General features: G+C 72.0%; 11 protein-coding genes. 7 read left to right on the top strand and 4 right to left on the bottom strand.

The genetic code is table 11. From position 1 onward, the window contains the following. Positions 1-89 precede the first annotated feature (89 nt). Positions 90-2,501 (bottom strand): penicillin-binding protein 1C, encoded by a 2,412-nt coding sequence (gene pbpC / locus IPH07_16870; protein MBK6919070.1) that lies wholly within the window; start codon positions 2,499-2,501, stop codon positions 90-92. Next, the gene (locus IPH07_16865; protein ID MBK6919069.1) at positions 2,498-8,266 is read right to left on the bottom strand and encodes a hypothetical protein; all 5,769 of its coding nucleotides are present in this window, start codon (positions 8,264-8,266) and stop codon (positions 2,498-2,500) included. Before IPH07_16865 ends, pbpC begins: the two co-directional genes overlap by 4 nt. Before the next feature lie 179 nt (positions 8,267-8,445). Here IPH07_16865 and IPH07_16860 point away from each other — a divergent pair, with 179 nt between their 5' ends. Both IPH07_16860 and IPH07_16855 read left to right on the top strand, forming a co-directional pair. Then, positions 8,446-9,615 carry an acyl-CoA dehydrogenase family protein gene (locus tag IPH07_16860; protein MBK6919068.1) on the top strand — a complete coding sequence of 390 codons (1,170 nt, stop codon included), beginning with the start codon at positions 8,446-8,448 and terminating at the stop codon, positions 9,613-9,615. 138 nt (positions 9,616-9,753) lie between these two features. After that, positions 9,754-10,638 (top strand): hypothetical protein, encoded by an 885-nt coding sequence (locus IPH07_16855; GenBank protein MBK6919067.1) that lies wholly within the window; start codon positions 9,754-9,756, stop codon positions 10,636-10,638. Between the two features lie 63 nt (positions 10,639-10,701). On the opposite strand, the gene IPH07_16850 is transcribed toward IPH07_16855, so the two are convergent. Continuing rightward, a complete protein-coding gene (locus tag IPH07_16850) occupies positions 10,702-11,757 on the bottom strand; it encodes a DUF2891 domain-containing protein (GenBank protein ID MBK6919066.1) in 1,056 nt (351 codons plus the stop codon). Positions 11,758-11,832: 75 nt separating this feature from the next. Between IPH07_16850 and IPH07_16845 the strand changes: the two genes are divergently transcribed. From IPH07_16845 to IPH07_16825, 5 genes are all read left to right on the top strand, one after another. Continuing rightward, complete coding sequence (locus tag IPH07_16845) at positions 11,833-13,515, top strand: AarF/ABC1/UbiB kinase family protein (GenBank protein ID MBK6919065.1); 1,683 nt, start codon at positions 11,833-11,835, stop codon at positions 13,513-13,515. Positions 13,516-13,570: 55 nt separating this feature from the next. Continuing rightward, complete coding sequence (locus IPH07_16840; GenBank protein ID MBK6919064.1) at positions 13,571-14,089, top strand: peptidylprolyl isomerase; 519 nt, start codon at positions 13,571-13,573, stop codon at positions 14,087-14,089. 54 nt (positions 14,090-14,143) lie between these two features. After that, positions 14,144-14,908, top strand: coding sequence for a GNAT family N-acetyltransferase (locus IPH07_16835; protein ID MBK6919063.1), 765 nt, complete (start codon positions 14,144-14,146; stop codon positions 14,906-14,908). Positions 14,909-15,021: 113 nt separating this feature from the next. Then, on the top strand, positions 15,022-16,923 hold the full coding sequence (locus IPH07_16830) for a cupin-like domain-containing protein (GenBank protein MBK6919062.1): 1,902 nt from the start codon (positions 15,022-15,024) through the stop codon (positions 16,921-16,923). 88 nt (positions 16,924-17,011) lie between these two features. After that, positions 17,012-17,257 (top strand): hypothetical protein, encoded by a 246-nt coding sequence (locus IPH07_16825; GenBank protein MBK6919061.1) that lies wholly within the window; start codon positions 17,012-17,014, stop codon positions 17,255-17,257. A 110-nt stretch (positions 17,258-17,367) separates the two neighbouring features. On the opposite strand, the gene IPH07_16820 is transcribed toward IPH07_16825, so the two are convergent. Beyond that, positions 17,368-19,428: a S9 family peptidase gene (locus IPH07_16820; protein ID MBK6919060.1), complete on the bottom strand. Its 2,061-nt coding sequence runs from the start codon at positions 19,426-19,428 to the stop codon at positions 17,368-17,370. Positions 19,429-19,441 lie beyond the last annotated feature (13 nt).

The raw sequence follows: 19,441 nt of genomic DNA, 5'->3' as shown, positions 1-19,441 counted from the left end.
GTGCATGCCCGCGGCGCGAGCCCGGCCGGCCGCGTCGCACCGCCGCGCGCGCTCCGGTCGACCCCGTGCCGTCCAGGCGAGCGGGCGGGTCAGCGCACGCTGAAGTGGATCCGCTCGGCGACCGCGGTGCGATCGCCGTCGTGGGGCCGTGCGTACAGCTCGTGATCGCCCGGGCCGACCGCGACGCGGGCGATCAGGCGCCCGCGGGCGGTGGCGACGACGCGGCCGTCGAGCACGAAGTCGACCGCATCGACGTCGAGGCCGCCACCCGTGGCGGCGGCGAGCTCGATGCGATCGGCGATCCCGGGGGTCGCGCGCGGCAGCACGCTGCCCGCGAGCGGGGCCGTGATCGTGAGCGTGGGCGGGCCGTGCTCGCCGTCGTCGCAACCGTCGACGCGATCGTCGGCCAGCCACGGGAGGCCGTCGGCGTCGCGGCCAGGGGCGCCATCGGGCAGACCCTGAAGCCAGGTGCGCAGCTCGGCGGGCATGCGCGCGACCACCTCACCGTGGCCGTCACAGCGCCAGCGCATGCGACCGTCGCGGGCGCGGGCGACCGGCGTGGCGCGGCGGTGGATCGTGCACGCGGCCTGGGGGGCCGCGCCCGGTACGAAGCCCCGCACCACACGGTCGAGGCAGTCGTCGTGCGGGCGCGTACCCGACAGCGCGCAGACCTCGACGCGCTCGAGCGCATCGTGGGCCAGCAGCGGCGCGCGGGTCGGTACGTCGAGCATCGCGCGGCGCATCACGTCGGCGAACAGCGGCCCAGCACCACCGGCGCCCGTGACCTGTCGCGTCGCACGGCCGTCGGCGTTGCCGACCCACACGACCACCGTGCGCTCGTGGGTGTAGCCCGCGGTCCACGCGTCGCGATATCCCGAGCTGGTGCCGGTCTTGGCCGCGAGCGCGAAGCCGATGTCGAACGGGCTGCGGCCCTCGAGCAAGCGCACGCGCGCGAGGGGATCCGACAGCGCGTCGGTGACCGCTGCGGCGACGCCGGCATCGATCACGCGCACGCCGGCCGGCACTGCCTGGTCGAGATCGACGCGCAGCGGGATCGACTCGCCGCCGCGCGCGAGGGTGACGTACGCCGCCGCGAGCTCGCGCAGCTCGACCTCGCCGGTGCCGAGCGCGATTGACAGGCCGTAGTGGTCGGCCTCGCGATCGAGGCTGCCAAAGCCCAGCGCGTGCAGCTGCGCGAGCAGCCGCGCGGCGCCGAGCTCCGCGGCGAGCCGCACCATCGGCACGTTGAGGCTGGCCGCCAGCGCCTCGCGCAGCGCGATGGGGCCGACGTGGCCGCCATCGAAGTTGCCCGGCGCCCACGCCTGACCGCCGCCCTCGATGAACTCGGTCGGCACATCGGCGAGCAGCTCGGTCGGGCTGTGGCCGGCGGCCAACGCCGCGGCCACCACGAAGGGCTTGAGCGTCGAACCGGGCTGTCGACGTGCGCGCACCATGTCGACCGCGCCGTCGATGTCGAGCGACTCGGGGTCGGCGCTGCCGACGTAGGCGAGCACGTCGCCGCTGGCGTTGTCGACCACCATCACCGCGGCATTGCCGACGCCGTGCTCGCCGATCGCCGCCAGGTGGGTGCGCACCAGCCCCTCGACGTCGCGCTGCAATCGAAGATCGAGGGTGGTGCGAGTGACCCCGTGCTCGGCGAGTCGCGACTCCGCCTGCAGCATCGCGATGAAGTGCGGCGCGAAGAACGGGTGCTCGATGGTCTGCACCTCGAGCGGCTCGGCCAGGGCCCGCGCCAGCGCGTCGTCGTCGAGGTGACCGGCGCCGTGCAACTCGTGCAGCAGCGCCCGCTGACGCAGCACCGCGCGTGCGAGGTGCTTGGCCGGATCGAGGGCCGAGGGCGCCCGGGGCAGCACCGCGAGCAGCGCGGCCTGGGCCCACGACAGGTCACGGCTGCGCACCCCGAAGTAGCCCTGCGCGGCCGCCTCGGGCCCCACCAGGCCGTGGCCGTACGGCAGCCGGTTCATGTACTCGACCAAGATGGTGTCCTTGTCGAGCACCTCCTCGAGGTTCTGCGCGCGTGCGGCCTCGCGCAGCTTGAGCTCGAGATCGCGGTCGCCGGGCACGCCGCGGGTGTCGAGCAGCTTCACCAGCTGTTGCGTGATGGTGCTGGCGCCCGAGACCAGACGCGTGTGCCGCAGGTTCTGCTCGAGCGCGCGCGCGAGCGCGGCGCGGTCGATGCCGTCGTGCTCGAAGAACGAGCGGTCCTCGCTGACGAGCGTCGCGGTCACGAGCCGCTCCCCGAGCTCGCCGCGGGTCAGCGGGCGACCGCGTCGGTTGTGGTCGGTCGGCAGCTCGCGCAGCAGCGCGCCGTTGCGGTCGAGCACGCGCTGGCCATCGAACCACCGATCCTCGAGCGCGTCGCTGGGCTCGCCGGCGCGCTCACGCAGGTCGTCCCACAGGCGTCGCCACGACAGCCACGCGCCCGCGATCACCACGGTGGTCGCGATGAGCAGCAGGCGGCGGCGCCAGGCCTTGGTCACGGCTTCACCGTCACCCGTGCGGTGTCGCTGTAGCCGAGGCTGTCGGGCTCGTACATCAGCTCGACGCGGGCGGGCGCCATCATGAAGCTGCCCGGCGTGGTCGCGCGCACCAGATAGGTGGCCGCGACCCAGCTGCCCCACACGCGATCGAAGTAGAGGTTGACGCGGTTGTCGTGAAGCTCGCTGAAGCTGGCCTCGGCCGCGCCCCACGACAGCATCTCGTGCAACGGATGATCGTCGGCCAGGCCGGGCACCTCCGCGACGGTCGCGAGGTCGGGCTGGATCGGCTCGAAGCCGGCAGCGATGCTGTCGGTGATGGCGACGTAGCCGAGGCGGTCGCGCTCGAGGTCCTCGGGCTCCGGCATGCGTGCGAGCAGCGTGACGCGCATGATCTGGCCCGGGTGCACGGCGTCGAGGTCGAGCTCTTCGCCCTTGGGGTCGGTGAGCACGCGATAGAGGTCGGGGCCGTGCGCGGCGGAGGTCGCCGCCAGTGTGCCGACGGCGGCGTACGGGCGTCGCCAGCGGCCGTCGACCATGAAGCCGATCGGCTTGTCGCTGGTGCTGCGCAGGCGCAGCACGCCGGGCCGACCACGCAGGCGCGACATCGGGATGTGGAAGCGCGCCGCACCGGCGCCGATGCGCAGGGTCTCGAGCGCATCGGCGAACAACGGCTCACCGTCGAGGGTCGCCGACAGCTCGATCGGCTCGGCCGTCACGTCGACCAGGTGCTCCGCCAGCGCGATGAGCCCGAATGCGGTCGACTGCGTGGTGTACGAGCCGGTCGAGCGCGCGAGGTGATCGAGCAGCTTGCCCAGCAGCGGCGACGCCGGTCGCAGCCGCTGCAGCGCGAGCGCGGCCTGGGCCCGCGTGCGCTCGGCCGATCCGTAATAGGCGAACTCGCCCTGCACCGGCTTGGCGACGAGCTTGCCCTCGGTGTCGAAGGCCTGCTCGACCTTGTCGAGCAGCTCGCCAACGCGCTTGTCCTCGCCCGGCAAGCTCGACAGCGCCAGCGCGAGCGTGGCCTGACCGAACGGGCCCTGCGCCGCGGCGGTGTCGACCAGTGCGTCGGCGGCCGAGGCCGGCAGCGCCTTGGCCTCCGACAACGACAGCGCCACCGAGGCCCGCACCTCGAGATCGCCGGGGTACATGCTCGAGCTGCCGAGCTGGCCCTCGAGGTAGCTGACCATGCCCTCGCGCATCCCCGCGGGGATCTTCGCGCCGGCCTGCTCGGCCCTCACGATTGCACGCAGGGCGTAGGCGGTGCCGTAGGGGTTCGACGGGTAGGTGCCGGGCCAGTACGCGAGGCCGCCGTCACCGGTGCGCATGCTCGCGAGGCGGTCGACACCGGCCTGGATGCGCTCGTCGATCTGCTTCTGCGTGTAGCGCAGGAAGCCGAGCCGCGGCAGCAGGTCGCGCGCGGCCAGCAGCGGCAGCGTGCTCGAGGTGGTCTGCTCGACGCAGCCGTGGGGATAGTCGACCAGGAACTCGAGTCGCTCGCCGAGCTCGGGCCACATCGCCACGCCCATCGTCACCAACAAGTCGGGCTCGAGCTCGTCGACGAACACGTCGTCGGGCACCTCGAGGCGGATGTCCTGCGCCGCGCTGAAGCTGCCGGCCAGGCGTGGGCGCTCGTCGATGCCGGGCGCCTGCACCGGCAGCGACACCTCGACGCGATCGCGCAGGCCGCCCGCGGCGGTCGCGTCGAATGCGAACACCCGCGTGCCCGCGTCGACGGCGGTGGTCGGGAATGCCACGCGCGCGTGGCCACCGGCGGCGAGCTCGAGCTCGCGTCGCTCGCCGTCGAGCACGACCGTCGCCGTGAAGGCGGCGTCGGTGCCGTTGTGCACCACCGCGGCCGCCTCGAACTGGTCGCCGATGATTGCGAAGCGCGGCACCGCCGGCACCACCATCAGCGGCTTGCGGACCTCGAAGGCGTCCTCCTTCACGGCGCCGCGGCCGTCGTCGTCGAGCACCACCGCCATCATGCGGAAGCGCGTGAGGTTGTCGGGCAGCGGTAGCTCGAGCTTGGCGTGGCCGTCGGCGTCGGTCACGAGATCGGGGCGCCACAGCGCGGTCTGGACGAAGTTCTTGCGGGTCGTGACCAACGAGGCGTCGCCCTCGGAGCCGCCGTCGCCGGCGACGTGGGAGCCCTGCGCCAGCGCGGCCATGACGTCGCGGTTGTCGATGACACGCAGCGACAACCCGCCAGCCGGTCGTAGCGTGGCGATCGGATCGGGGGCGTGGAAGTTCGTCAGCCGCAGCACGCCCTCGTCGACCACGGCCAGCGCGACGTCGGCGTTGGCCACGGGGGCGCCGTTGCGCGTGACCTCGACGTCGATGACGGCGCGATCACCCGGCGCATAGTGGGGCTTGTCGCTGCGGACCGCGAGCTCGAGCCGCGCATCCGAGAGTGACACCGGCAGTCGCACGGCGCCGAACTTCCACTGCGTGCTGGCTTCGGGCGTGCTCTCGATCGGTAGCACGGTCGCGGTCACGAACGCTGCCGGTGCCTGCGCGGCGTCGAGCGGGATGTCGAAGGTCGCGCTGGGGCCTTCGATGCGACGGTGTTCGATCACACGGGTGCCGGCGCCCTCGCGGGTGACGATCGCGATCGCCTTCGCGAAGGGGTTGGTGAGCTCGATCTTGGCGGTCTCGCCGGGCTGGTACTCGCGCTTGTCGGCGACCACCTCGAGCGCGTGACCCGGGCGCTGCGACGGCTGCTCGCCGCCCCACGACCACGCCCAGAAGCCCTCGCGGCCGCCGCGACGACCGTCGACGAAGGCGGTGACCTCGTAGTCGCCGCCGCGCTCGAGCACCAGCGGGCAGCTGACCACCGAGCGGGTCGACTTCACCTTGCAGCGCGCGACCTCCTTGCGCACGGTGTGCCAGTCGTCGGTCCAGCCGCCGCCGGGCCCGGGCTTGCGCGTGCGCTCCCAATCGATGCGCTCGAGCACGGCCTCGATCTCGGCGCCACCGATCGCGTTGCCCTCGCGGTCGGCGACCGCCAGCTCGAGCGGCAGCTCGAGGGTCTTGCCCCGTGGTAGCTCGAGCGAGTGGTCGGTGACGCGCACGCCGGCGTAGCGCTCGGCGTCGAACACGAGCACCTCGTCGCGGGCCGCGATCGCGCGGTGTGACTCGTCCTGCACCGTGGCCTCGAACACGAAGCGCTGCGGCCCGTCGCCGTCGACCAGCTCGATGGCTTGATCGACCTTCAGGTGGCCGCCGGCGTCGAGCACGGCCTCGCCGCTGCGCATCCACGCGGTCGCACCATCACCGCCGCCATCGCCGTCGTCGTCACCGTCGCCATCGCCGTCCTCACCCCAGTCGTCGTCGTCGTACCAAGCGCCCGCGCTGCGGGTATCGAACGACAGGCCGCGCCCGACCATGTCGCCCTGCGGCAGCTCGGCGGGGCGGCGTCGCAGCGTCCACGCCGCGGCGGCGCCGTCCATCGCGGCGCCGAACAGGTAGCGGCCATCGACCTTCGCGGTGAGAGTGCGCGCGGTGACGGCGGCGTCGACGTCGACGGTGAAGCGCGGCGGCTCGAACTCCGCCACCTGCACGGTGGTCGTGGCCCACGCCGTCGCGTCGGTGACGGCGGGCTCGAACGCGATCGTGTAGCGGCCGATCTCGGCGTGCGCCGCGGTGTCGAACTGGCCCGCGTAGCCGCCGTGCTCGGTGGTCCAGCCCCAGGTGTTCAGCACCTCGTCGCCGGTCGGCGATGTCACGCGCACGCGCACCGGGTGCCGGGGCATCGGCGGCAGACGATCGCCGTCGACGGTGCGGGCGATGCCCTTGAAGAAGATCGTCGAGCCCGGGCGATACACGCCGCGGTCGGTCACGACCATCGCACGCACGTCGCCGCCTTCGACCGGCTCGCCCGCCCACTGCGGTGCGAGCGTGCTGGCGTCGGCGCCACCCTGGCCCAGCCGGATCTGCGCGTGCCGGCCCTCGTGCTCGACGTGCAGCAGCCGCTTGATCGCGGGGTCGTCGGTCAGCGGCAGCACCGCGAAGCCGTCGGCGTCGGTGGTGACGCCCGCCAGCGGCGAGGTGTCGATCGAGAAGGTCGCGTCGGCCAGGGGTTGGCCGTCGCCGAGACGGGCGACGTGGACCAACACCGCGTCGGGCGCGGCCTGGGTGTGCACCGCCAGCGCGCGCTCGTCGTACACCGTGACCATCGACAGCGGCGCCCGCGAGGCCGAGCTCCACGACGGATAGCTGACCACGCGTGCGCCGAAGGCGGGCTGGTCGAGCTGCAGTGCGACCAACCACGGTCGATCGCGGCCGACCTTGGCGGCCAGATCGACGGTGGTGACGACGTCTTGATCGAGGGTCGCGGCCGGCCTCAGCTCGATGGTCTCGTCGGGGCTGCGGTTGGGCATCTCGCGCTCGCGCAGCTGCTGCTGGGCGGCATCGAACGACTCGCCGTCGTCGCCGACCCGCCACAGCTTGAGGGTCGCGCGCTCGACGTTGCGCGTGGTGATCGCGACCGCGCCGGCCTGGGTGCCGTCGAGGGTCTGGGCGCCCTCGGCCATGGTCGCGCTGGCGGCGAGCGGCAGCGTGTCGATGTCGAACTCGACGCCGTCGGTGCCCTGGCCGAAGCGGTCGCGCACCGCGGCGACCACCAGGTGGTAGTGCTGCGAGGGCGCGAAGCCGCCGGAGATGTTGAGGCGACCGGTCGAGCTCCACGTGTCGTTCCACACCGAGAGGTTGGGCACCGGTGGGTCGACCGTCACCAGCGTGGGCGCCTCCTTGTTGGAGGCCGCGACCGGGTTCGTATAGGTGATGGCGAAGCTGCCCCCACCCAGGGAGAGCTTGCCCGACGACCAGCTGCAGGTGTCGCTGCTCCAGCACTCCACGCCGCCGAAGGCCATGCGCTCGGCGACCGAGAGCGCAAGCCGGCGATCATAGTCGCTGGCGCCGGGGTCGTTGCGCACCACGGTGAACCTGCTGCCGGGGGCGAGCGCGGCTTTGGGCGTGACGACGACGACGTGACGCTTGTCGATCTTGATGCCCGCGAAGACCGACTTGCTGCCGCGCTTGAGCTTCACCGGCAGCTCGGCACCGCCCTCGGCGTGGCCCCTCTCGAGCGTGACCAGCCCCGCGACCGCGCGCGGGTCGACGGGTTGATCGAACAGCACCTCGATGCGCGGTCGCGTGCCGACCTCGAGCCCGCCCGAAGGCTCGATCGCGACGATGCGCGGCTCGCCGGGCTTGGGCAGGTACGACAGCATCTTGCCGCCGATCCACACCTGCGGGTCGGCCCGGAACCGTGCGGTCCAGCCCTCGAACACCGGGCGCTCGTGCTCGTCGCGCAGGCCCGCGAGCGCGATGGTGTAGTCCGCCTCGGGATCGAAGGGCGCGTCGGCCACGAACTCGAGCGCGCGGTCGCCGATGATGCTGGCCTTGCCGGCGACCGCCGGCGTGATCGTGAGCAGGTCCGCGGCCGTCCGCGCCGGATCGCCGTGGACCTTGCCGTTGAACGAGATGCGCAGCGTCTGGCCGGCGAACTCGAAGTGGTTGTCGTCGTCGAGCTCGGGCGCGGTGATCGCCAGCTTGGCGTCGTCACCGGCGGTGCGCAGACGCCTCGGCATCGCGCGTCGTTCGCGACGCAGCTGCGGCGGCGGGAACGTCAGCGCGTCGACCGCTGGCTCGGCCTGGGCGACGGCATCGGCGGTCGCGGGCGCGGGCCCCTGGGCCGTCGGCGCCGGCTGGCACGAGAGGACGAGCGCGAGCGCGAGGGCGAGGGCCGAAGGACGCCTGTGCATGTCGGGGCACAGTGTGCACGCGTGGCTGGAAACGCGCTGGTTCGCTCGCATGCGCACCGCGACGCGCGTACGGCCTCGGAGATTTCACGCGCGCGCGGGTGGCCGGCCAACCGGACGCGGGCTGGCCCACGGCGAACCGTTGCCACGGCCGGCCGCATGGCCGATAGTCGCTCCCGTCCATGTCCGCAGCTACCCGCTCCCTGTTCTCGCCCAGCGACGATCACGATCTCGTGCGGCAGACGGTGGCCGAGTTCGCGCGGCGCGAGGTCGAGCCGCAGGCGGCCGAGTCCGATCGCCGGGGCAGCTTGAACGTGCCGCTGTTCCGCAAGCTCGGCGAGCTCGGGCTGCTGGGCGTGACCGTCCCCGAGGCGGACGGCGGCGCCGGCATGGACACGACCGCAGCGGTCATCGTGCACCACGAGCTCGCGAAGGCGGACCCCGGCTTCACGCTGGCCTACCTCGCGCACTCGATGCTGTTCGTGAACAACTTCTATTACTGCTCGAACGCCGAGCAGCGCGCGCGCTACCTGCCCAAGGTGATCTCCGGCGAGTGGGTCGCGGGCATGGGCATGACCGAGCCCGGTGCCGGCACCGACGTGCTCGCGATGTCGACCACCGCGGTGCGGCACGGCGACGACTACGTCCTGCGCGGGACCAAGACCTACATCACCAACGCCTGCGAGGCGCACTGCTTCCTGGTCTACGCGAAGCTCGACGGCCGCATCACCGCGTTCGTCGTCGATCGCGACTGCCCCGGCTTCTCGACCAGCGCGCACATCGACAAGCTCGGCATGCGCGGCTCGACCATGGCGGAGCTCATCTTCGATGATGCCCGCGTGCCGGTGACCAACCTGCTGGGTCACGAGGGCGAGGGCATCACGCACATGATGCGCAACCTGGAGATCGAACGCCTGACGCTGGCGGCGATCAGCGTCGGCATCGCCGAGCGCTGCGTCGAGCTGATGGTCGACTTCGCGAGCGAGCGCAAGGCGTTCGGCCGGCCGATCGCCGAGTTCGGGCAGATCCAGCGCTACATCGCCGATGGCTATGCGATGACCGAGGCCGCCAAGTGCCTGGTCTACAACGTCGCCCGCGAGGTCGGGCCGCAGCTGCGCAACCGCGTCGGCTCCGACGCCGCAAAGCTGTTTGCGGGGCCGGTCGGCAAGACCGTGGCGGACTACGCGATGCAGGTCATGGGTGGCGCTGGCTACTGCCGCGAGTATCCCGTCGAGCGCCTGTGGCGGGACGCGAAGCTCATCGAGATCGGTGGCGGCACGCTCGAAGCCCACCAGAAGAATCTCGCCAAGGATCTCACCCGCACGGGCGCCCGACGCGGCCCGCGGAGCTGAGCCTCGCACCACGACGCGCATGCCGTGAGATCGCGCGTGCGCTTCGCTCGCGACGGTGGTGCGGCAAGGGTGGACGCGACGGCCCGATCCGGTGAAGATGCCCGGCGAGGACGGCAATCGCCCGCCCACAGGAGATCCATGCGCACGCAAAACCTTCGTTGGACTTCATGTTTGTTCGTCGCCGCGGCGCTTGCCGTGGGGGGCTGTGCCAAGGACGATGGCGAGGACGATACGGCCGGTGACTCGACCGGTGCGGGCTCGGACTCGTCGGCGTCCGCCAGCGCCAGCATGAGCGACACCTCGGCGACCATGAGCGCGTCGTCGACCACCGCGAGCACGACCGAGGCGACCACCACCGCGACCACCGGCCCGAGCACCGTCTCGGTGACCGACACCGACGCCACCACTGGCACCACGCCGCAGCCCAACGGCTCGATGTGCGCCAGCAACGACGAGTGCGAGTCGATGATGTGCTTCGTCGTCGGTCCGCTCGGCGGCATCTGTGGCGATTGCCTCACCGACGCCGACTGTGCCGCGACCACCGGCGGCGGCTGCAGCATCCCCAACCCGCTGGCGACCCCGGCCCAGGGTGCGAGCTGCAACATGGGCGAGCCGGGCGGCGGCTGCATGAGCGACGATGTCTGCACCGAGGGCGTCTGCGCGGTCGTGCTGGACGTGCCCGGCGTGCTCACGGCGTCGACGTGCAGCGAGTGTGGCAGCGCGGCGGACTGCATGCCCGACCAACTGTGCTCGCCGACCTACGACATCCTCAACCTGAGCGGCGAGAACGTCTGCGTCGACCCCGGCTCGGTCGAGAACGGCATCGGCTGCACGATCGGCACCGAGGGTGACATGGCGTGTGCCTCGGGCCACTGTGCGGTCGCGACCGCGCTCAGCGTGGTCATGCTCGGCGTCTGCAGCGAGTGCTCGGACGACAGCCACTGCGACGCCGGCGAGACCTGCCAGGACGCGGCGATCGACCTCATGATGGGCCTCGTGCCCTCGATGTGCGTCGCGATGTGAATCGTGCACGCGGGATCGGGCTTGGGCCCCGTTCCCGCGTGACGACGGCCGCTTCGGCGGACGTCAACCAGGGGGCGGGTCGGCGCGCAGCGTTGGCCCGCCTTCGTCGCGTTCGTCACCGCTCGTGGCGTAGACGGCGAAGCTGCCCAGCCAGTGCGCGCCGCCGTAGTCCGAGGCGAAGACCGCGTCGAGGCCTGCGCGCAGGTGGTCGTGCGCCCCGCGCTCGAGCGCGGCGATGCGACGGTCGCCCGTCGGCAACGCCCGCGCGATCGCGGCCAGCATCCACGCCCGCGAGAGGTTGAGCCCGTCGGCATGCACGAGCTTGCCGTCGCTGCGGTCGCCGGGGACCGCGGGCATGGGGAGCTCGGTGGGCTCGGCGTCGAGCCCGGGCAACGCGTCGCGCAGCCAGGCCGCGAACGCGTCGGCGTCGAGCACCCGTCGCATCAGGTCGGCGGTCGCGAGCGATGGCGACAGGAAATCCTGCCCGGATGGCTCGAGGTGCAGCGGCAGTCGCCGGTCGCCGCCGTGCAGCGCGAGCACGCGTTCACCCAGCGCGGCGGCGAACGACGGGTCAGCGCGGACGCGGGCCCAGTCGAGCGCGAGCCCGAACGCGAACGCGCTGCAGCTGTGCTCGCCGGTCCGCACGGGCCGCGGCAACGCTTGGGCCCATCGCAGCAGACGCGTGGATGCGAGCTGCCGCAGCGGCGTCAGTGCGGCGGCGAACCCCGCCGCCGCGGGATCGGACCAGCGCGCGAGGTCGGCATCGAGCTGCAGCACCCACGCGAGTCCGTACGGGCGCTCGAAGCCCTCGCGCGCGGGGGCGCCGACGAATGCGGCCTCGGCCGCGAGGGGCTCGGGGGCGAGGTGTCGTCGCAGCGCGTCGCGGGCGGCGGCTTCGTGGGGGCCGGCCCAGCCGCGCCGCAGCAACCGCACCAGCAGCCAGTGCGCGTGCACGGCCGAGTGCCAGTCGAAGCAGCCGAAGAACGCCGGCGTCAGCTCCCGCGGCGGTCGCACCTGCGCGTCACCGGTGATCACGTGCGCAGGCTTGTTGGGGTACTCGCGATCGATGCACTCGAGCGCGAGCCGTGCGTAGCGCGGTGCCTCTGAATCGACGCCCATGGTGGTCTGCGAGCGTCAAGCGTGCCGCAGGCTTCACGCCGTGGCCACCGCTGACTATGCTCGCCGCGGGCAACCTTGTCGGTCCTGCGAACGCTGGTCAACTCCTCCCGTGCGCTCATCACCGGCGCTCGCGAGGTCGCGCGCTTCCGCGAGATCTCGACGGTGTTCATGACCCACGGCTTCGGCTGGGCCATCGCCCAGCTCAAGCTGCGCCGCGAGCTGCAGGTCGAGCTCGCCGGCGGCGACCTGACCCGCGCCGCGCTCTCCGATCCGGACACCGGCAAGCGTCTGGTCGCGGCGTTGACCAAGCTCGGGCCGACCTTCGTCAAGCTGGGGCAGATCCTCTCGACCCGCACCGACGTGCTGCCGCTGTCGATCACGCGCGAGCTCGAGACCCTGCAGGACAACGTCGAGGCGGTGCCGTTCAGCCAGATCGAGGCCCAGCTGGTGCGGAATTTCGGCGCCGACTGGCGCAGCCGCTTCGCCGAGCTCGACGAGAAGCCGCTGGCCTCCGCCAGCATCGCGCAGGTCCATCGCGCGACGCTCGTCGACGGTACCCGCGTCGCGCTCAAGGTGCAGCGCCCCGGCGTGCGCAGCAAGATCGAGAGCGACCTCGGCATCCTCATGGTGCTGGGTGGCTGGCTCGAGGAGGCCATCGACGAGGCCCGCGCGATGGACATCCAGGGCGTCATCACCGGCTTCACCAAGTCGATTTCCGCCGAGCTCGACTTCGAGATCGAGGCCCGCAACCTCGAACGCTTCCGCGCCAACTTCGCGGCCGTGCCGGAGGTGGTGTTCCCCAAGGTCTACGGCGAGCTGTCGTCGACCGAGGTGCTGTGCATGGAGTTCCTCGAGGGCCGCAAGTTCTCCGAGGTGCTCGACAGCGGCGAGGACACCAAGCCGCTGGTCTCGGTCTATTTCAACGCCGCCTACAAGATGCTGTTCTTCGACGGCTTCTTCCACGGCGACCTGCACCCCGGCAACGTGCTGGTGCTGCCCGACAACAAGGTCGGCGTGCTCGACTGCGGCATGGTCGGGCGGCTGTCGCCGGCCGCCAAGGATCGCGTCATCGACATCCTCTACGCGGTCATCAACGAGGACCTCGAGGTGGTCGCGCGGACGTTCTACGACCTGTCGATCCGCACTGGGCCGGTCGACTACGAGAAGTTCGAGGCCGACGTCATCGAGATCGCCGAGCGCTACCTCGTCGGCATCCCACTGTCGGAGATCCAGATCGGCACGCTGTTCGCGGAAATCGTCGCCGGTGCGACGCGCCACGCGGTGCGGATGCCGACCGACTTCACGATGCTGTTCAAGGCGATCATCACCACCGAAGGCATGGCGAAGACCATCGCCCCGGAGGTCGACCCCATCGAGCTGGCGCGGCCGTTCATCACGCAGATGGTGGCCGAGCGCTACAGCCCGGACCGCCTCAAGCAGATCGCGCTGGCCGACTTCAGCATGATCTCGCGGATGTTCCGCTCGCTGCCGCGGACGCTGCCCGCGATGGTCGATGACATCCGCGCCGGCAAGCTCGCCGTGAGTCTGTCGCCGGACTCGCTGGCCGCCCAGGATCGGCTTGCCGTCGCCCGGCAGAAGCGGACCGTCCGGTTGGTCGTGACCGTGACGTTCCTGGCGTGCGGCACCTACTCGCTGGCGCTGGGGCTGCCGGTATGGCCGCTGGTCGGGGTGCCGGCGTTGACCGCGTTCCTGTTCTTCGGCGCGGGCGTGGGGCTCTTCAGCCTCTGGTGGAAGTGACGCCGGGGCGACCCGTCCCGCTGACGGGGCCGTGGGGTCGATGGTAGAAGCGGCCATGGCCAACCCGACTGCCACCTGCGAGACCACGCTCGGCAACTTCGAGATCGAGCTCTTCGTCGACAAGATGCCGATCACCGCCGGCAACTTCATCAAGCTGGCGAAGAGCGGCTTCTACGACGGGCTGCATTTCCACCGCGTGATCAACAGCTTCATGATCCAGTTCGGCTGCCCGCACAGCCGCGATCCCAACAGCGCCCGCGCCGGCACCGGCAACGGCCCCGACGGCTGCATCGCCGACGAGCATCCCGCCGACGCAAAGATCTCCAACGAGCCCGGCACGCTGTCGATGGCCAACACCGGTCGGCCCAACAGCGGCAGCTGCCAGTTCTTCATCAACACCGTCCACAACGATCGCCTCGACTGGTTCACGCCCGGGCAGTCGCGCCACCCGGTGTTCGGCCGCGTGATCTCCGGCATGGACGTGGTGCAGAACATCGAGCGCACCCCGACCGACGGCCGCGACCGGCCGCGCACGCCGGTGTGCATGACCAAGGTGACCGTCCACGGGCTCTGATCCCCGCGCCGCGGGAACCTCCGCCAGCCGCCGGGCAACCTCGCCCCCACGGCGATGGATGCCACTGCAGCCGGCCCTCGCCCGGGCCCGACGGTGCCGCTGGCGAGCCTCGCCGCGCGGCTCGACGCGTCGGGGCTGCGCGGCGTGTTCGCCCGTCATCTCCTGCGACTGCTGCCGCAGCTGCCGGTGCCGGTCGAGGGCGACGTCTTCGCGGTCGGCGGGCCGATGCACGGGCGCTTCGAGGTCGGCTTCGCCTGGTGTGTGGGCGACGATGCCGGCGCACTGACGCGACTGCTGCGGCGCATCGCCGGCCACGGCGAGCTGCGGGCCTACGTCGAGCTCGCGCAGCTCGAGGCGTTGGCCTCGGCGCTGCCGCACACCCGCACCTCCCATGACGTGTTGTTGGTGGCGTCGGGGCGCCGGGCACCGCCGGCGACGGCCCGCGTGATCGCGCTGGATGCCGCCGTGGACCGCAGCGGCGTCGACCCCGAGATCGCGCGGCGCTTGCCTCCGCCGCACATCTGGTCGCGATTCGGCTTCGCGTACCACGGCCTCGTGGTCGACGACAGGGTCGTCGCCGTGCTCGAGACCACCGTCGACGACGGCGAGCACGTCGCCGTGCAGCAGGTGTTCACCGCATCGAGCATGCGCGGCCGCGGCTGCGGCCACGCGTTGCTGACGAGCGTGGTCGAGGCGCAACGACGGCGCGGGCGCACGCCGATCTACGTGTGCGCGGCCGAGAACGAAGCGTCGATCGCGTTGGCGCGCAGCGCCGGGTTCGAGCCACAGCTGCGCCTGGGCCTCGTCGAAGCCGGCTGAGCACCGCTACGCCGCCGTGTGCGGCCGTGCGACCGCGGGAACCCCGGACGCTCGGCGTCGCACGTCGATCGTGTCGGGTGGTCGTTGCTGTCCGCCTGCCGAGGAGCTCGACCATGGACCTCCCGAACGATGTCGATTCCCGTGTGCGCACGTCGGCGTCGCGACGCCCATCGCGTCGGTCGACGACGCAGCTGCCCCACGTCGCGCAGGGGCCGATCGACCGCGAGCGGTTCTGGTCGGAGCTGTTCCCCGCGCAGGTGCCGGTGGTGCTGCGCGGTGCGCTCGCGCGTCATCCCTTGGTCGAGCTCGCGCGCGGCGGCCCCCAGGGCTTCCTCGACGCGCTCGTGCGGCGCGCCGGCCACAACGCCGTCACCGTCACCAGCGCGCCGCCGCGCAGCGGTGGGCGGATGGGCTTCGGCGCGGGCCGGTGGGTCGACTGGGCCAACCGCGAAGCGACCTTCGCGAGCTTCGCCGCCGACGTCGCCGAGGAGCTGCGCGAGCCGACCGGGCACACCTACTACGTGCAGAGCGCGACCGTGCGCGAGTGCCTGCCCGAGCTGTCGCCGCTTGGCGAGCTGCCGATCGTCGATCCGACGCGCATGCTCGACGAGCGACGTCAGCTGTGGATCGGTAGCGGCGGCCAGCGCATCCCCATCCACCGCGACGAGAGTCACTCGTTCGCGGTCATGCTCGCGGGCGCGAAGGAGTTCTTGCTGTTCCCGCCCGAACAGCTGCCCAACCTCCACACCACCGCTCGGCGGGAACTCGCCGGGGATCCGCTGCGCAGCGCCTGTGATCCGCGGCACCCCGATCTCGCGACCTATCCGCGGATGGCCACCGCGCTGGCGAGCATGGTGACTCTGCGCATCGAGCCCGGCGACGTGTTGTTCCTGCCGGCGCAGTGGTGGCACGCGGTCGACTCGTTCGGCTTCAACGCCATGCTCAACACCCGGTGGTTCGACGTGCCGCTGGCGCAGCGTGGCGATCTCACGGCCTGCTTCGCCCACGCGATGCTGACCGCCCGCACCGTGGCGCCGGCGCAGGCCGAACGGCTGCGATCGCAGCTGCACGCGACACTGTTCGAGGACGACGGTGCCCACGCCCGTCGCGACGACACCCGCGCGGCGCTGCACGGCGAGCTGCGGGCGGCGCTGGCGGTCTCGCGTGCGGGGGCCGACCCATCGGCGCTGCGACTGGACGCGCCGCTGCGCTGCAACCCCTCGCTCGAGCTCGAGCTGCACGGCGGTGACGTGCTGCTGCGACAGGGCCACGTGCGTCACCACCTGCCGTGGGCGTGGTTGCCGCTGCTGCGCGCGTTCACGATCCCGAGCACGCCGACGCAGGTGCTCGCGCGGCTGGGCGAACACTATGACTTCGAGCGCGACGAGGCGCTCTGCCGCATCGAGGCGTTGCTCGCCGATGGGGTGCTGCTCGGCGATCCCGGCCCGCGTGCGCCCGAGGGCGACGCACAGCAGCGCGCACGCGTCGACGCCACCGTCGCCCACCTCGCACTGTCGCTCGCGAGCCTGCCGCCGCATCACCTGCATGCGTTCGAGGACATGGTGGAGACCTTCGCGTTCCTGCGTCACGGCGCGCCGTATCCCCACCTGCCGCCCCACGAGCAGGGCCTGCTGGGCGCACCGCTCGGCCCGGTGGCGCGCGCCGTGTTCCACGAGCGAACCCGGCGCAATCTCGTGGAGCGCTTCGCAGACGATCACGCCGGCGACGGGTTCTGGTCCCGTCCGCTCCGGCTCGCGAGCGGCCACCCGCTGCGCATCGGCGTCGACGGCCTGCGTGGCGACGACGAGGCCGCCGGCACGCGTCATCACGTCGGCTGGGGGCAGCTCGAGGTGTTGTCGCACTTCCGTGACGCTTGCACGCCGACCGCTGCGCTCGCGCGGCTGCGCGAGAGCATGCGCATCGAGGCCGACGAGCTGCGGGCGCTGGTGGTGAGCATGCTCGCCGCCGGTGTGCTGCTACCCACGCGGACCGTACCCGCGCCCGCGGATCGGTGATGGCTCGAGGAACCTCGGCGCCCGCCCGAGCAACAGCAAGGATCGGTAGCGAGCGGGGTCGGCGACAACAGCGGATGGAGACGGGACGATGAAGCGCAAGCAAGCTGACAACAAGACCGAACTCGACAACAAGGTCGTCACCATCGAGGTCGTATCCGACGACGCGATGGCGACGGTGGCGGGCGGCCGCGAGTGGGGCTGGTGGCAGGTCCAGCCGCCCACCAACAACAGCTACGGTGGCTACGGTGGCGGCTGGGGCGGTGGCTACGGCGGTGGCTACGGCGGTGGCGGCGGTGGCTGGGGCGGTGGCTACGGCGGCGGCGGCTGGTACTGACGCGCTCGACGATCCACGCGCCACCGGCTCGTGCGGGTGGCTGCGTGGATCGTGCGCAGGGCATCCACCGAAGCGTCGATGTCCACGCGCAAGCAGCCCCGGCGCTGCGCTCACGCGGCGCCGAGCTGGCGCAGCACGAAGGCGAACACGAACGCAGTCTCGGCCAGTGCGGCGTAGCGCCCCGAGGGCCCGCCGTGGCCGGCACCCATGTGCGTGCGCAGCAGGATCTCGGGTTCACCGACGGCGAGCTCGCGCAGCCGCGCGACCCACTTCGCGGCCTCCCAGTAGCCCACGCGAGGGTCGCTCCAGCCGGCCAGCGCGAGCACGGCGGGGTAGCGATGCGGCCCGACGTTCTCGTACGGTGACCACGCTGCGATCGCGTCGTAGTGCTCGGGCAACAGCGGGTCACCCCACTCGTCGCGCTCGATGACCGTCAGCGGCAGCGTCGCGTCGAGCATCGAGTTCAGCACGTCGACGAACGGCACGTCGGCGACCGCGGCTGCGTAGAGATCGGGCGCTGCGTTGAGCACCGCGCCGACCAGCAGCCCGCCCGCGCTGCCGCCGTGCACGGCGATCCGATCGGGGCAGGCGATGCCGATGGCGATCACGTGACGGGTCGCCGCCACGAAGTCGGAGAATGTGTTGGGCTTGTGCAGCAGCCGGCCACCGTCGTACCAGGCGCGTCCCAGCTCGCCGCCGCCGCGGACGTGGGCGATGCCGACCGCGACGCCGCGCTCGACCAATGACAGTCGATTCGAGCTGAAGCGAGCATCGATCGAGCGACCGTAGGCGCCATAGCCGATCAGCATCAGCGGCTGCGGACGACCCACGTCGCAGCGCCGTCGCACGATCGAGATCGGCACCGCGGTGCCGTCGGGTGCGGTCGCGAGGTGACGCTCGGTGACCAGCGCGCCCGCATCGTAGCCGGGCACCTCGTAGTGCTTGCGCACGGTCCAGCTGCGCGCACGCACGTCGTAGTCGACCACCTGCAGCGGCGTGACCATCGACGAGTAGTAGAAGCGGTAGACGGCGGTGTCGAAGCGGCGGTTCGGCCCGGGATCGAGCGCATAGATCGGCTCGGGCATGCCGATGTCGTGGTGCTGGTCACCGGCGAGATCGACGACGTGCAGCTGCGGCACGCCGGCGCGACGCAGCCACACCACCAGGTGATCGGCGAAGGCCTCGACGCGCTCGAGGTGGGTGTCTTCGCGGTGGGGCAGCAGCGGCCGCCAGTGGTGTGGATCGGTGGCATCGAGCGGTGCCCATGACAGCTCGAACTCCGGCGCACCGTCGTTGTGCAGGATGAACACGCGCTCGCCGTGCAGCGCGACCGAGAGCTCGATGCCCTCGCGCCGCGGGATCAGGCGTCGCGGTGGGTTGCACGGTGTTGCAGCATCGACGACGTGCACCTCGGAGCTGGTGCGAGACTCGCAGGTGATGACGATGAAGCGGCCGCTGCGATCGCGCTGCAGCTCGACGTGGAAGCGCTCGTCGGGCTCGTGCAGCACCCGCACGTCGTCACCCAGCGAAATGCCGAGTGCGTGGCGCCACACCTCGCACGGCCGGCGGGCATCGTCCTGCCGCAGGTAGAAGAGGTGGTCACCGGCGGCCGACCACGCCAGCGCCGCGCCGGCGTTCTCGACGACGTCGGGGAGCACCTCGCCGCTGGCGATGTCGCGGATGCCCAGGGTGTAGCGCTCGTCGCCGCGGGTGTCGGCGGCCCAGGCGACGCGGCGATGGTCGGGGCTCGTCACGAGCGCGCGCACGGCCAGGTACGGGTGGCCCTCGGCGAGCGCGTTCTCGTCGAGCACGAGCTGCTCGGGGCCGTCCGCCGTCGCCTCGCTGCGACGCACGTGCACGGCGTAGCTGCGCCCGGCGATCGTGCGCGTGCCGTACGACCAGCCACCGTCGGGGACCGGCACCGTCTCGTCGTCCTCGCGCATCCGCGCCAACATCTCGCGGTAGAGCTGCTCCTGCAGCGGCTGCGTCGGGGCCATCACCGCGTCGGTGTGGGCGTTCTCGGCCTCGAGGTGCGCGCGCACGGCCGGGTCCTCGCGGTCGCGCAGCCACGCCCACGGGTCCTCCCGCGTGCGAGCGTGGATCGTCAGCGTCAGCGGGCGCGGGGCCGCGATGGGGGGCGATGCGAGCTCGGCACGGGATCGGCCGCCCACGGTAGCACGCACG

The sequence above is a fragment of the Deltaproteobacteria bacterium genome (assembly GCA_016709225.1).
Lineage (GTDB): Bacteria > Myxococcota_A > Polyangia > Nannocystales > Nannocystaceae > Xiheibacterium > Xiheibacterium phototrophicum.
This window is presented reverse-complemented; position numbering and strand designations above follow the sequence as displayed.